At 45.0% G+C, this 12,575-nt stretch carries 12 protein-coding genes; 7 read left to right on the forward strand and 5 right to left on the reverse strand.

What is annotated here, in order from left to right:
- Window positions 1-41: 41 nt before the first annotated feature.
- Window positions 42-2,405: a penicillin-binding protein 1C gene (gene pbpC / locus HUW51_RS24315; protein ID WP_185272168.1), complete on the reverse strand. Its 2,364-nt coding sequence runs from the start codon at window positions 2,403-2,405 to the stop codon at window positions 42-44.
- Between the two features lie 467 nt (window positions 2,406-2,872).
- Here pbpC and HUW51_RS24320 point away from each other — a divergent pair, with 467 nt between their 5' ends.
- Window positions 2,873-4,168: a glucuronyl esterase domain-containing protein gene (locus HUW51_RS24320; protein WP_228466896.1), complete on the forward strand. Its 1,296-nt coding sequence runs from the start codon at window positions 2,873-2,875 to the stop codon at window positions 4,166-4,168.
- 289 nt (window positions 4,169-4,457) lie between these two features.
- Here the strand turns inward: HUW51_RS24320 and HUW51_RS24325 are convergent, their stop codons facing one another.
- Complete coding sequence (locus HUW51_RS24325; RefSeq protein WP_185272169.1) at window positions 4,458-4,925, reverse strand: MEKHLA domain-containing protein; 468 nt, start codon at window positions 4,923-4,925, stop codon at window positions 4,458-4,460.
- 128 nt (window positions 4,926-5,053) lie between these two features.
- On the opposite strand from HUW51_RS24325, the gene proB reads away from it, so the two are divergent.
- The 4 genes from proB (at window position 5,054) to HUW51_RS24345 (ending at window position 9,559) form a co-directional block, all read left to right on the forward strand.
- Complete coding sequence (gene proB, locus HUW51_RS24330) at window positions 5,054-6,142, forward strand: glutamate 5-kinase (RefSeq protein ID WP_185274665.1); 1,089 nt, start codon at window positions 5,054-5,056, stop codon at window positions 6,140-6,142.
- 558 nt (window positions 6,143-6,700) lie between these two features.
- Window positions 6,701-7,948 (forward strand): glutamate-5-semialdehyde dehydrogenase, encoded by a 1,248-nt coding sequence (locus tag HUW51_RS24335; protein WP_185272170.1) that lies wholly within the window; start codon window positions 6,701-6,703, stop codon window positions 7,946-7,948.
- Between the two features lie 61 nt (window positions 7,949-8,009).
- The gene (locus tag HUW51_RS24340) at window positions 8,010-8,663 is read left to right on the forward strand and encodes an NAD(P)H-dependent oxidoreductase (RefSeq protein ID WP_185272171.1); all 654 of its coding nucleotides are present in this window, start codon (window positions 8,010-8,012) and stop codon (window positions 8,661-8,663) included.
- A 131-nt stretch (window positions 8,664-8,794) separates the two neighbouring features.
- A complete protein-coding gene (locus HUW51_RS24345; RefSeq protein ID WP_185272172.1) occupies window positions 8,795-9,559 on the forward strand; it encodes a 3-keto-disaccharide hydrolase in 765 nt (254 codons plus the stop codon).
- A gap of 279 nt (window positions 9,560-9,838) precedes the next feature.
- On the opposite strand, the gene HUW51_RS24350 is transcribed toward HUW51_RS24345, so the two are convergent.
- The 3 genes from HUW51_RS24350 to HUW51_RS24360 all read right to left on the reverse strand — a co-directional run bounded on the left by HUW51_RS24350 (window position 9,839) and on the right by HUW51_RS24360 (window position 11,343).
- Window positions 9,839-10,207 carry a DUF4406 domain-containing protein gene (locus tag HUW51_RS24350; protein ID WP_185272173.1) on the reverse strand — a complete coding sequence of 123 codons (369 nt, stop codon included), beginning with the start codon at window positions 10,205-10,207 and terminating at the stop codon, window positions 9,839-9,841.
- 2 nt (window positions 10,208-10,209) lie between these two features.
- Window positions 10,210-10,791 carry a GDP-mannose pyrophosphatase NudK gene (gene nudK / locus HUW51_RS24355; RefSeq protein WP_185272174.1) on the reverse strand — a complete coding sequence of 194 codons (582 nt, stop codon included), beginning with the start codon at window positions 10,789-10,791 and terminating at the stop codon, window positions 10,210-10,212.
- Window positions 10,792-10,986: 195 nt separating this feature from the next.
- Entirely contained in the window at window positions 10,987-11,343 is a 357-nt protein-coding gene (locus HUW51_RS24360; protein WP_185272175.1) for a CZB domain-containing protein, read from the reverse strand.
- Window positions 11,344-11,720: 377 nt separating this feature from the next.
- Between HUW51_RS24360 and HUW51_RS24365 the strand changes: the two genes are divergently transcribed.
- Together HUW51_RS24365 and HUW51_RS24370 are read left to right on the forward strand one after the other, a co-directional pair.
- Window positions 11,721-12,167, forward strand: coding sequence for a GNAT family N-acetyltransferase (locus HUW51_RS24365; protein WP_185272176.1), 447 nt, complete (start codon window positions 11,721-11,723; stop codon window positions 12,165-12,167).
- Between the two features lie 134 nt (window positions 12,168-12,301).
- Complete coding sequence (locus HUW51_RS24370) at window positions 12,302-12,544, forward strand: DUF3820 family protein (RefSeq protein WP_185272177.1); 243 nt, start codon at window positions 12,302-12,304, stop codon at window positions 12,542-12,544.
- Window positions 12,545-12,575 lie beyond the last annotated feature (31 nt).

Below are 12,575 nucleotides of genomic sequence, written 5' to 3' on the forward strand. Positions count from 1 at the left end.
TACGCAACCTTGGCCCCGGAGTAACGCCATTTTTTTAATTTTTAATCGAGAAACCGCACCGTTATAAAACTATCGGTGTTGCGCCCCTGGTCGTCGAGGCACGAAATCTTGTACTTTCCTTCTTTTTTAGGGGTAAAAAATAAATTTTGGTTTACCGGTGTGGCCTGCAACAACTGATCATTAATGTACCAGTATACTTGTTTTACTTCGTTATGAGCATTGCAGTGCAGCATTAATTTTTGTTTTTCGGCGCGTTCCATCAAATACTCCATATTGGATGCCGGCGCGGTAATAATGGGTGCAAATTCCTGAAAAATGCGCGGGCACTGCGGATTGTGGGCCGGAATTTTCTCGTAAGGGATGTGTTCGGCTTCGTAAAAAGTTAAAATTTCCGGCGAATAGTTAGGGTACCATTTTTCCTGGTAACCGCTCTCGGGCAAACAGGTAGTACAATAAGAAAACTGCTGATTTAATGACACGTTTACCGGTTTCAAGTGCGTGCATTTAACTACCGGTGAAACACCGGGTAAATAAGCATCCAACACCCGGTTCTGGCAAAAAGTATTGGCGGGCTGTCCGGTAACCGTACACACACTGCGTTGGGCCAAACCTGACGGCGGCGCAAACCATTCGTTGGCGGAGTTATAATCAATGGTGTTAAAAATATCGAACAGTAAGGGCGTAGCCGTATCGGTGCCGTTGAGTTCGGGCACGCCCTCACCCGAAAAATTACCAACCCATACGCCTACCGTATACTTTTTATTATAACCGATACTCCAGGCATCTTTGCGGCCGTACGAGGTGCCGGTTTTCCAGGCTATTTTGGGTAAATGGCCGCTATTCTGGAAATTATGCGGTAAGTCGGGGCGCTGCAGTTGCGTTAAAATCTGGTTTACCATATAAGTGGCCGCCGGCGAAACGAGTTGCTGCTGGTATTTTAACGAATCTTGTTTTTGCCACCGCAAAGGTGCGTATTTTCCGCCACTGGCAAAGGCCGCGTACAAGGCCGTTAATTCTTCGAGTTTTACGTCGCAACCACCCAGTATCACCGATAAACCTAATTGATCGCCCGTTTTTTTAATCTGCGTAAATTGTGCTTGCTTTAGTTTATTTACAAAAACCGGCACGCCTAGTTGATCCAAAATTTTTACGGCCGGAATGTTTAAAGACGTAGCCAAAGCGTATTCCACCGTAATGTTACCGTTGTAATTGCCAAAGTAGTTTTCGGGCCGGTAACCCGCGTAATCTACGGGCACATCGCTGATTACGGTACGGGGTGTTAGTAAACCTTTATCGAAAGCCAAGGCATATAAAAGCGGCTTTAAAGTACTGCCCGGGGAGCGGTTAGCCCGGATACCATCAACTTGTCCGCCGTGTTGCTGGTCGGAGAAATCGGCGGAGCCTAAATACGCTTCCACAGCTTTAGTTTGGTTATTGATGACCAGCACCGAAGCATTCCGGATATTTTTGGCCCGCAAAGTACCCAGGTAGTTATAAGCCAGTTGCGCCACTTTATCCTGAATAACCCGGTTTAAGTTAGTTTGAATAATAGCCTGCTGCGGAAATTGTCGCCAAAGCCGGTACGCTAAATGCGGTGCAATTTGCGGAGCCTCGCTCCGAACGGCTACCAGCGGTTCGTTGAGCGCATCCGTAATTTCTTTCGCCGGGAAAGCAGCTTCTTCGGCAAAATACCTGAGCCACTTGTTCCGGAAACCCACAATACGGTCGTTTTTCGCGCCAATGCGTAACGAAGAAGGTTTATTGGGAATTACCGTTAACGTTACAGCCTGAGCCAAACTTAACTGGCTGGGTGCTTGCTGAAAATACAAAACCGAAGCTGCTTTTACGCCCTCAATGTTGCCGCCAAAGGGCACCAGGTTTAAGTATAAAGTTAAAATTTCGTCTTTGCTGAAGTACCACTCCAGTTGCCCGGCCCGGAATAGTTCTTTTATTTTGTTCGCTACAGTTCTTTCTTTGGGGTAAAGCAGCCGCGCCACCTGCATGGTAATTGTAGAAGCCCCCGAAGTAGTTTTGCCCGAGATCAGGTTATTCACGAAAGCCCGGCCAAGCGCCACGGGGTTCACGCCCAAGTGATAATAAAAATACCGGTCTTCTTTCAGCAGAATGGCCTTTTTGAGTAAAGGATTAATCTCGGAAGTTTGCAACTGCATGCGCCACTTATCATCCGGACTCAAAAAAGCGTGCACCACACTGCTGTCGCTGGCCGTAATTACCGGCGAATAAGAAATTTTTACTTGGAGCGGAAATAAAAAATTTAAAAAAATGAGAGTACTAAGTAAACCTAAACCAACTCCCACACCCCACTTCCACCAACCCGCATTTTTAAGCAAATTGGTAAAGCGGGAATAATGCAAGGACTTAAAATGGGCTAAGGTTCGCCACATAGGTTTGGTAAACTAAAGATTAAAACGTAGGCTATTTTAAATTATTACGGTTTTGTTTGCGGCTAATTTATATCCATTTTAAAACTTATTCTCTGATAGTTTTACTTACTAATAGGCCATTCTTCCGTCGCTGAGTAAGCATTTCACTTTTGATTTATAATGAAGCTGAATTTTTAAATTTTTAATTTTAGGTTTCATCCAACGGCATTCCACACTCGCGTCTAAACACCTGGTAGGCCTCTAGTCGGGAGAAGCGATTTACCATTTCTTTAAAGCAAATCAGCAACAAATCTCAACTGGCCGGAGGCCGGACGATAAGCATCACGAGCGTGGACGCTCGCGATAGTACCGATCCACTACAGAGCCCCCCTATAAAAAATTTGTAATCATTTGTAAAGTTAAAATATTCCAGATATTCATGCAGTTTGCCGGTAAATACCTATCTTCCTTTTTTACTTTGGCCAACTATGAGAAAATCAGCAGTCATTTTTGTAATAGGCGTATTTAGCTTTGCAGGTTTATCTTTTACCACCCAGGCGCAGGAACCCGAAAAATTTAACTACGACGAATCGCAGGTAGGCACCTATATCCTGCCGCCCTTATTGCAAACCCCAGATGGTAAAAAAATAACATCATCTACCCAATGGAACACGCAACAACGGCCAGCGTTATTAAAATTGTTTGCCGATAATGTATACGGCCGGTTGCCGGGCAAACCCACCGGCATGCATTATAAAGTAATTTCCGAAGATAAATCAGCCCTGGGCGGTAAAGCCATTCTGAAACAAGTTACCATCTACTTTACACCGGCCGACACCGGGGCCAGCATGGATGTTTTGCTATACCTTCCCAAACAAGCCAAAGGTCCGGTGCCGGTTTTTGCAGGTCTAAATTTTAAAGGCAACCACACCGTGCATCCTGATCCGCAAATTAAAATTACTTCGCGCTGGGTAGCCAATGATAAAAATGCCGGCATAACAGGGAACCGGGCCAACAAACAAACGCGGGGTTTGCAAGCCAGCCGCTGGGTAGTGGAAGAAATTATCGCGCGTGGTTACGGTTTAGCCACGGCTTATTACGGCGACCTGGAACCCGATCATCCGGAAGGGTACAAAACCGGCATCCGGACGCAGCTTAGTAAAAATTTAAAAATTCAGCCAAACGAGTGGGGAGCTATTGGAGCCTGGGCATGGGGCATGAGCCGCATGCTGGATTATCTGGAAACCGAACCCGCGGTTAACGTTAAAAAAGTAGCCTTACAAGGCCATTCGCGAATTGGCAAAGCCGCTTTATGGGCGGGAGCAAACGATACCCGTTTTGCGATGGTTATTTCTAATGAATCCGGCGAAGGGGGAGCCGCTTTAGCCCGGCGATGGTACGGTGAAACTGTAGCCCGCTTAAATGAAGCTTTTCCGCATTGGTTTAGCCCCAATTACAAGAAATTTGATAATAAGCCCAACCAAATGCCCGTAGATCAGCATCAGTTACTAGCCCTGGTGGCGCCCCGGCCCTTGTACGTGGCCAGCGCCCAGGAAGACCAATGGTCTGACCCGAAAGGAGAATTTTTAAGCGCCCAGGCCACTAATCCTGTTTATGCTTTATTTGGCAAATCCGGGATTACTGCCGCTGAAATGCCCGGCCTGAACCAGCCGGTAGGTGAAACGGTTCGTTACCATAACCGCAGCGGCAAACACGATGTAACGCTCTACGATTGGCAGCAATACCTCGACTTTGCGGATAAACACTTCCGTCAGACGCAGTAAACGATTTAATTAAATAGTCCCTGTTCCAAGCTTTCAGCTTGGAACCAGCAATAATTGTCAGTTTTCAACTGGCGAATCAACCTTAGTAGAATCGGGGTTTTGGTAAATTTGCCATTTTCACCAGAAGTTATGTTGAGCCAGTCGAAAAATCTAAAACATACCAATTTGTAATATAATTTGGTGTTTCATAGATGTTTCGATAGGCTCAACATTGCTCTAAAATTGATTATCTAAGTAAATTTTAAATTTTCTTCCCTACCAAAAGTCCAATATCCTTATACCTTTGTCCTCAATTCTTCTCCAAAAACTCCCATTCTTTAAAAGTAGCGGCTTGCCCCTGGTACGTTCCGGCTGCATCGTGGATGTTCCAGAGAATCGCATTTTTAATAATAAATCGTTTACCGGTACTCGAAATACGCACGCCATTGTAGTTCGAGATAAATCCTTTTTGTTTGGCTTCTTCCAACATGGCTTGTCTTTCGGCTACAGCTATAGGTTCAGCGGAAAGTCGGGAAGGTAATTGCGTAAAATCGGACCAGGGCATTTCCCATAGGTTTTGGGCCGTTTGGTTGGCGTAATTAAAAACGGGATCAGCCTGGGTACCGTGCGAGAGCAACACAAACGGCGCTTGATACAGATTTTGCGCTAAAGCTTCCGGCGATAAATCACCGGGGAGCAAGAACTGACCGGTTACTTTCCGGAACGATTCCGCTAACAACAAACTGTGCTGGACAATAAAAGACGATGATAAATCCATGGTAAACAAACAAATTTAAAACAGTAAAGTAGCCGAAAATTACGCAATTCGGGCAAATGCCGAAAACCATGCAACATTATTCCGCAGAAACACTTAACATTGCTGCCATAAATTTGTGCATCTTTTTTATGTCGCTCGCTTACCGTCGTATAATTGTTAAAATTGGTTCTAACGTACTAACCCAGGAAAATGGCATGCCCGATGTAGCCCGCATGCAGCATCTGGTGGAACAAATTACCCAACTCAAAAAACAAGGCAAAGAAGTAATTGTGGTTTCCTCCGGGGCAGTAGCTTCGGGTCGTAGCTTAATTAGCATTTCCGAAAAAGCTGATGCGGTAACCAGCCGGCAGTTGCTGGCCGCCGTAGGTCAGGTAAAACTTATCAATACGTATTCCGAGCTGTTCAGTCAGCACGAATTAATTTGCGCCCAGGTTTTGGTTACCAAAGAAGATTTCCGGGACCGTCAGCATTACTTAAATTTAAAAAATTGCTTCCAGGTTTTACTCCAGAACAACGTTATCCCGATTGTAAACGAGAACGACGTGATTTCGGTAACCGAGCTGATGTTTACCGACAACGACGAGCTGGCCGGCTTAATTGCTTCGATGCTAAACGCCGACGCCTTAATCATTCTGAGCAACGTAAACGGCATCTACAACGGCGACCCCAAAAACCCGGATTCTGAAGTTATTACGGATGTACAACCCGAGGCTACTGGTTTTGGGGCTTTTGTCACTACCCAGCGGTCGCAGTTTGGTCGGGGCGGCATGCTTACCAAGAGCCACATGGCCCACAAAGTAGCGCAGTTGGGCATTGCCGTACATATTGCCAACGGCAAAACCGAAAATATTATCCCGAAAGTATTACAACAGGAAGTAATAAACACTCGCTTTATTCCGAGCAAAATTAAATCGGGCCGCAAAAAATGGATTGCCCACTCCGAGAATTACGCCAAAGGTGCCGTGCAGATTAATGCCGGTGCTAAAACTGCCTTAACCTCCCCCAAAGCTACGAGTTTACTACCGGTGGGCATTGTGCAAATTATCGGCGCTTTCCAAAAAGGCGATATCATTAAAATTTTAGACGAAAATCAAAAACTAATCGGCCAGGGCATTGCCGAATACAGCTCCGACAAAGCCCAGGAACGCCTCGGCCAAAAAAATCAAAAACCTTTGGTACATTACGATTATTTATACTTAAACGCGGAAATTGGTTAAACAGGAAATTAGGTTAATTATATTACTTTAAAATTCTAATTTTAAAAAATTGAAAACAACAAGCAGTAGCTAAAAGAAACTGACACCAGTTTGGCTATCGAGCACCTGCTAGGGTTCTGGTTTTGCGCAGCAAAATTCCGCAGACGGAGTCGAGGAAAGGAAGGCTAGCCCGTGCGAGAGAGCTAAACGAGGCCCGCCGGCCATGAGGCAAAACTTGAAGTTCGCAAGCTAGAAAGCACCCCAACCTGGAGGCTTGAAAAGACTCCAAGTAAGTACAGAAAACATTCTAAATTTTTAAAAATTTACATTTTAGCAGCTTATTAAAGCCGATGCAGGTCCGGGCTTAAGCCGGAGTAAAGTCAGAGACTTTACATTGTACGAAGTCCCAAGTTTGAAAATTTGCGCCAGAGTATTGGGAAGATGATAAATTAAAAATACAGAAAACGAAAAATTTAAAAACTACCTAAAGCCGACATCAGGAACCAGCTCCAGGTAGTTACCAATATTAAACAGCTTAAAACAAATAGATTTTGCGTAATTTGTTTTAATTTAAATAGAATGAACTTAGACCATATTTTTAAAAATACCCAAAAAGCCAGTCAAACCTTAGGCCTGGTAGCCGCCGAAAAAGTAAACGCGGTACTACTGGACTTGGCCCATGCCACTGTGGAACAAACGCCTTTTCTACTCACCGAAAATGAGAAAGACCTAGCCCGCATGGATGCCGCCGACCCTAAGTACGACCGCTTAAAACTGACCGCCAAGCGCCTGGAAGATATTGCCCAGGATTTACGCAATGTAGCCAGTTTACCGACCCCACTAGGCCGCACTTTGTTGCAAAAAGACTTACCGAATGGTTTAGAAATAACTAAAATAAGTGTGCCGCTGGGCGTGGTGGGTATTATCTACGAAGCCCGGCCCAACGTAACGTTCGATGTATTTTCGTTGTGTTTTAAAACCGGCAATGCCTGCATCTTAAAAGGCGGCAGCGATGCCGCTGATTCCAATGAGGCAATTTTAAAAATTATTCATCAGGTTTTAGCCCAGCATCAACTGGATACCAACATAGTGGCCCTGCTCCCCCCCGACCGCTCCGCTACCGAAGCGTTACTGCAAGCCCGCGGTTACGTGGATGTGCTGATTCCGCGGGGTAGCCAAGGATTAATTGATATGGTACGGCAAAACGCCAAAATTCCGGTTATCGAAACCGGTGCCGGTATTGTGCACACGTTCTTCGACGAAACCGGGAACCTCGACAAAGGCAAAGCCATTATTGCCAATGCTAAAACCCGCCGGGTAAGTGTTTGCAATGCCCTGGATTGTTTGCTCATCCACCAGAATCGTTTATCCGATTTGCCCGCCATAGCCGCCCCTTTAGCCGAGAAGCAGGTAGAAATTTACGCCGATGCGGATGCCTATGCCGCTTTGCAGGAAACTTACCCCGCCGAATTGTTGAACCCAGCCCAGGAAGAACACTTTGGCACGGAGTTTTTAGCTTTAAAATTGGCTATTAAAACCGTAAAAGATTTAGATCATGCCATCGAGCATATTGCGGCTCATTCTTCCAAACACAGCGAAGCCATTATTTCGGAGGATGCAGCGCATGTGGCGCAATTTTTAAATACCGTGGATGCGGCTGCCGTTTTTGCCAACACTTCTACCGCTTTTACCGATGGCGCTCAGTTTGGTTTAGGTGCCGAAATTGGCATTAGCACGCAAAAACTGCATGCCCGTGGGCCCATGGGCCTGGAAGAACTGACTAGTTATAAATGGGTGGTAAAAGGCAACGGCCAGGTACGCGCTTAGTAAGTTTCAGTTTTTTATCAGCCGTTACGCCTTTAAACAACAGGTTCTAATTAACAATGCGATGCCGCTCGACGGGAAAAATCAGCCACATATTTTGATTCTAAACGGGTCCATCCGGGGAGTACAAGGAAATTCTTACGCGCTGGCGAAATTGGCCGAAAACTTTTTAACCACGAAACTTTCCGTCAATGCTTCTATCCTGAACCTCGCGGAACCAAAACCCAGCACGAAAGAAGTGTATGATTTGCTGTTGCGCAGCGCTGGTTTTCTGGTGGTATCGGGCACTTACTGGAGTAGCTGGGGTTCGCCGTTGCAGCGGTTTCTCGAAGTAGCCACTACTTTCGAGAACTCGCCGGCTTTTTTTGGTAAACCGGTGGCTTGCGCCGTTAGTATGGATTCGGTGGGTGGCGCCGAGGTGGCTTCCCGGATGCACGCGGCCTTTGCCGGTCTGGGTTGTTGGAGTCCGCCTTGCGCTACTTTAGCGGTATCGCGGGTGGGGCAAGAAGCCATCACGGCTTCGCTGGGCCAAACCGATGACCCCAACGAAGATGTGTGGCGCATCGCGGATCTGGAAATAATTTTAAAAAATTTAATTACGGCTACTACTTTACACCAGAATCTGTGGGTATCCTGGCCTCATGTAACGCTTAGCATGCCGGATGGTCCGTGGCCCGAAACGGGCACTATAGATTTAAATACGCCCCGGTTTATTTAAGCTACCCGCCAGTATTTTTAAAATTTAAAAATTCGTGGTTTTATCCCGAATAATTGTTAGCGGGTAAACTAAATAAAAATCGCGGGTAACTTGTATATTGGCCGCTGTAACCTTCTACCTAAATCTTAAAAATGAAAAAACAATTTATTCTGGCAAGTTTATTTGCTTTGGGCAGCGCCGTTGTGAGCTGTAACCAGGGCACAAAAACCGAGTCTACTGAAACGCCTACTACCGAAACTGCCCCTGCGGGTGATTCCACGGCTACCACTAACACCTCGGGCGAGGCCGTAGATTTGTTCGATGGAAAATCTTTGGCCGGCTGGCATGGCTACAACAAAACCGGAGAAGTTAAAAATTGGACCGTAGAAGATGGTGCTTTGGTTTGCCTGGGTGCCGCCAAAGACGCCCACGGTGGCGACTTAGTGAGCGATAAACAATACAGCAATTTTGAGCTTACCTGGGAATGGAAAGTAGATAAAGGCAGCAATAGCGGGGTAATGTACCACGTAGTAGAAGATAAAAAATACCAGGCGCCTTACGAAACCGGCCCCGAATACCAGGTAATGGATGACATTGGATTTCCGGAGAAATTAGAAAACTGGCAACTGGCTGGTGCCGATTACGCGATGTTCCCGGCCAACGAAAAGAAAAAATTAAAGCCTGTGGGCGAGTGGAATACCAGCAAGATTATTTACAACAACGGCCACGTAGAACATTGGCTTAACGGCGAAAAAATTGTAGAATTTGACCGCAATAGCGAAGCCTGGAAAAAACAACGGGCCGAAGGCAAATGGAAAGATTATCCGGATTACGCCAAAGCCACCACCGGTTATATTGCTTTACAAGACCACGGTAATAAAGCCTACTATCGTAACATGAAAATTAAAGAGCTATAAGCCTTAGCTAATTCTATTAATACATCTGAAAAAAGTTGGCCGGTAGCTTCAAAACTATAAAGCTACCGGCCAACTTTTTAAATTTTCATAAATTTAAAATCTCGCAAAAGTTGTTAGTGAAGACATTAACAACGGCAAATGACGTTTCATTTTCCTATTCTGCCGCTTGTGCCGCCGTTTGTTTCTTCACAAACGGCTTTTTGCCTAATTTCTTATGCCACCGTTTGTGTCTTCACAAACGGTATTCTGCTTCTTATTGGGGAAGTCCAACTATTTTATTTATCCCAAACCGGGTACCTCGGCTAGGTTATAGAAAATTAACTTACCTTGTTCCTGCCCTACTTTCACCATTTCGTCGGCGCCGTTTGAAGATCCGCCAATGCGCAACACGGCATCACATTTACTAATTAACCGGATAGCTACCGGGTGAAAAATAGCTTTAAATATTTCATCACCGGTTTGTTTGGAGCCGGCAGCTTCTACTAAAGGCAAAGCAAACCATTCGCCGAGCACCGGTAAATGGCCACATTGGTAAAGTTCCAAGGCTACGTCGGTCATGTGTTTTACGTTGGCGGCTATTTTTTCCGGTTCGTCGTTCGTGCCGGAGCGGTACGGCCCGGCTACCAATATCATTAAAGGCTTTTCCATTTTTAGGCGAGCAAATTTTCGAGTTTGGCGTATTGCAACAGCATAATGGTTTTAGCATCTTTTATTTCGCCGGTTTTAATCATTGCCAAAGCTTCATCCAGGCCCAGCTCCAGTACTTCAATATTTTCCTGTTCGTGTTCTACGCCGCCGCCCTCGTTTACTTTCATTTCTTTAGCGTATTCGGCCACAAAAAAATACAAGATTTCGGTAACCGAACCCGGCGACATGTAGGCTTCAAAAATTTTGCGCACTTCTGTTACTTTATAACCGGTTTCTTCTTCGGTTTCGCGCTTAATGCAATCTTCGGGGTTGTCTTTATCCAGTAAACCGGCGCAAGCCTCAATGAGCATGCCGCTGGGGTTGCCGTTCACAAAAGTGGGTAAGCGAAACTGGCGCGTTAAGATTACGGTTTTCTGCGCTGGGTTGTACAATAAAATGGTAGCGCCGTTGCCCCGGTCATAAGCTTCGCGGCTCTGCGTTTGCCAGGTGCCGGCGGGGGTTAAATAATCATAGGTTACTTTGCACAAGGTGTACCAATTATCCGACAACACTTCGGTTTGCCGGATTTTTACGTGATCGTTCATGGATTGATTTGGTTTAAGTAATGGCTTGGAGCAGGCAAATTTAAATTTTCCGGTGAATTTACCCCAACCTAGAAAATTTTATAATAAAAACTTAACCAGGAAAATCAATCCTCCAACAGGGAACAGGCCCTAAAAACCTACGCGTAGCTTAATTAGGCAGGAATGATACCGATCAAAATAAAAAAATTTAAAAAATCAGGATTGGGATTCGGCCTGGATAGTATGTAGCAATTGAATAATCTGGTCGGCTCTTTCTTCTAAACCCGCTAAACCATTAATGGCTTCTTCGTCTTTGCCGCTTTTTTTTAAATTCACCAGGTAAGTAGCGTACTCGTGAATTTCTTCGTGCACTTTATTGAGTTGCAGCATGGCCGGAATATGGCCGTATAACGGAAATCCGTAATCTTTAATCCAGATCCCGAAATTACATTGCCGATGGTCCAGAATGGGAGCTAAAGCAGTATCTACCCCGTAAACGTACGATTTAACTTTAGATTTAAATAAGAAATGTTTGGTAATGGCGGCCTTAAATTCGTGGTCGAGATACTGCATATATGTTTTAGCGGTCCTTGAAAAACATCAAAGCACCGAAATAGATTCAAAGGTACGGAATTGCTTTTAATTATTTTCAAGAAGAAGCTATTAGTATTAATGCTCTAGCTATTAGCATTTTATCTAAAATAACCCACTTTCTAGCGGTATACTATGGCAGCGCTCGCCCCATCCATCAGATTAATTTCATTTTGCCTGGATACTTCTCCGGGCAGTTCCAGGTTAATTTCGCTGGGTAGATTTGCAACTATGGTGCTGGTAAAAATTAAAAAATTTAAAAATCGTAGTAGAATTTACTCTACTTGCTGCCGGGTAAAAGTCGTTATCTTTGCTTTCATTTTCATGCGCCGGATTGCCTTTAATTAATATACTCCCCGATGTTATTTACTGCCCTTTGTAAATCTTTTGCCGACCTTTCCCCCTTTGAACTGTACGACTTGCTGTGCTTGCGGAGCGAAGTTTTTGTGGTTGAACAAAACTGCGTTTTCCTGGAAATGGATAACAAAGACCAGGCTTGCCACCACTTGCTGCTTTACCAGCATAATAAAATAGCTGCCTGCGCCCGTTTGCTGCCGCCGGGTTTATATTACGAACAAATGTCTATCGGCCGGATTGTAACCGGGGCAGCCGCCCGTGGTACTGGTTTAGGGAAAGAACTCGTAACCCTTGCCTTAGCGGAGTGTTACCGGTTATTTGGCCCAGGCCCGATTAAAATTGGGGCGCAGCTTTACGCTAAGGCCTTTTACGAACGATTTGGTTTTGTTCAATCGGGCAACGTGTACGACGAAGATGGCATTGACCATATCCACATGATAAAACCCTAAAAACAAAATACCCAAACCAGCCGGATGGCAAATCGTAGCTCCGGAAAAATTAAAAATTTTAAAAATTCCTTCTGATTTACCGGGTGTATTTCCCGACGGTAAATTTAAGTTTATCCTACTTTTAAATCTTACTCATGTTAGAACCTACCCAACCTAACTCCGATATATTACTGGATTTGGTCCGCCAGAAAATGCCTTTCGGCAAATACAAAGGCACGCTGCTCTGCGACTTACCCATCTCGTACCTGGAGTGGTTCCATAAAGAAGGCTTTCCAACGGGCAAACTGGGGATGCAATTAAGTACCATTTACGAGATAAAAGTTAACGGCTTAACTTATTTGCTGGAACCAATAAAAAAGCAATTAGATCAACGATAATAAAATTTGCTCCTTTCCGGAAAGTTCTATT

The sequence above is a fragment of the Adhaeribacter swui genome, assembly GCF_014217805.1.
Lineage (GTDB): Bacteria > Bacteroidota > Bacteroidia > Cytophagales > Hymenobacteraceae > Adhaeribacter > Adhaeribacter swui.

Coding starts and splice junctions, on each gene's coding strand:
- pbpC (WP_185272168.1), bottom strand. CDS start 2,405: ATGTGGCGAACCTTAGCCCATTTTAAGTCCTTGCATTATTCCCGCTTT.
- HUW51_RS24320 (WP_228466896.1), top strand. CDS start 2,873: ATGAGAAAATCAGCAGTCATTTTTGTAATAGGCGTATTTAGCTTTGCA.
- HUW51_RS24325 (WP_185272169.1), bottom strand. CDS start 4,925: ATGGATTTATCATCGTCTTTTATTGTCCAGCACAGTTTGTTGTTAGCG.
- proB (WP_185274665.1), top strand. CDS start 5,054: ATGTCGCTCGCTTACCGTCGTATAATTGTTAAAATTGGTTCTAACGTA.
- HUW51_RS24335 (WP_185272170.1), top strand. CDS start 6,701: ATGAACTTAGACCATATTTTTAAAAATACCCAAAAAGCCAGTCAAACC.
- HUW51_RS24340 (WP_185272171.1), top strand. CDS start 8,010: ATGCCGCTCGACGGGAAAAATCAGCCACATATTTTGATTCTAAACGGG.
- HUW51_RS24345 (WP_185272172.1), top strand. CDS start 8,795: ATGAAAAAACAATTTATTCTGGCAAGTTTATTTGCTTTGGGCAGCGCC.
- HUW51_RS24350 (WP_185272173.1), bottom strand. CDS start 10,207: ATGGAAAAGCCTTTAATGATATTGGTAGCCGGGCCGTACCGCTCCGGC.
- nudK (WP_185272174.1), bottom strand. CDS start 10,791: ATGAACGATCACGTAAAAATCCGGCAAACCGAAGTGTTGTCGGATAAT.
- HUW51_RS24360 (WP_185272175.1), bottom strand. CDS start 11,343: ATGCAGTATCTCGACCACGAATTTAAGGCCGCCATTACCAAACATTTC.
- HUW51_RS24365 (WP_185272176.1), top strand. CDS start 11,721: ATGTTATTTACTGCCCTTTGTAAATCTTTTGCCGACCTTTCCCCCTTT.
- HUW51_RS24370 (WP_185272177.1), top strand. CDS start 12,302: ATGTTAGAACCTACCCAACCTAACTCCGATATATTACTGGATTTGGTC.